Source organism: Mitsuaria sp. TWR114, from assembly GCF_007997345.1.
This window is the reverse complement of the sequence record NZ_VOSR01001080.1, coordinates 1-624: the sequence shown is the minus strand read 5'-3', so window position 1 is coordinate 624 and position 624 is coordinate 1. Positions and strand designations below refer to the sequence as shown.

The following is a 624-nucleotide window of genomic DNA, read 5'->3' as shown; positions in this document are numbered from 1 at the left end:
CGCGGTGCTCGCGGTGCCGCTGCTGATCTGCCTGCGCAGCATCAGCCAGCGCAACCGCCACATGCGCCCCGTCGCGGTCTACCTGCGCGGCAGCGACCGGGCCCTGCCCGCCGCTGAGCAGCCTGCTGCGCCCGCCGCCCTTGTCGCCGCCGTCTCTATCGCCGACGCCCTTGTCGCCGGCCGCCGTCTCGGCGTCCCGCCCTCATCGACGTCGCCCGTGACTTCCCTCGACGGTGCCGCCCCGGCGGCCCGTCCCGACGCCCTTGAACAGCACCGCCCATAATCTGCCGCCGCGACGCTCCCGCGTCCGCGCCGCCGGCCTCTGGCCGCGGCGGCATGACCGTTCCTCCGCCGCACCGCCCATGCCTTTGCCGATCCGTTCCCGCCTGCTCGTGCTCGTCCTGTCCGTGATGTTGCCGGGCATCATCGCGGCGCTGTGGGTCAGTTGGCGGACCTGGAGCGACGAGCAGGAAGCCACCGTGCGCCACATGCGCGACAGCACGCGCGCGCTCTCGATGGTGGTGGACAAGGAACTGGCGCGCCGCGCCGGCATCGCGCGGGTGCTGTCGCTGTCGCAGATCCTGGACAGCGCGCCGCAGGTGCCGCCCGACGACCTGGCGATGC

1 protein-coding gene and 1 pseudogene are annotated in these 624 nt (G+C 73.7%); both read left to right on the top strand.

The window, feature by feature from the left end; all coding sequences use genetic code 11:
* Positions 1 to 283 (top strand): annotated as a pseudogene (locus FUT87_RS27500) (hypothetical protein); the annotation flags it as partial.
* 109 nt (positions 284 to 392) lie between these two features.
* Positions 393 to 624, top strand: a 232-nt coding sequence (locus tag FUT87_RS27495; RefSeq protein WP_147243026.1) for a hypothetical protein, incomplete at its 3' end; no start/stop codon positions are given.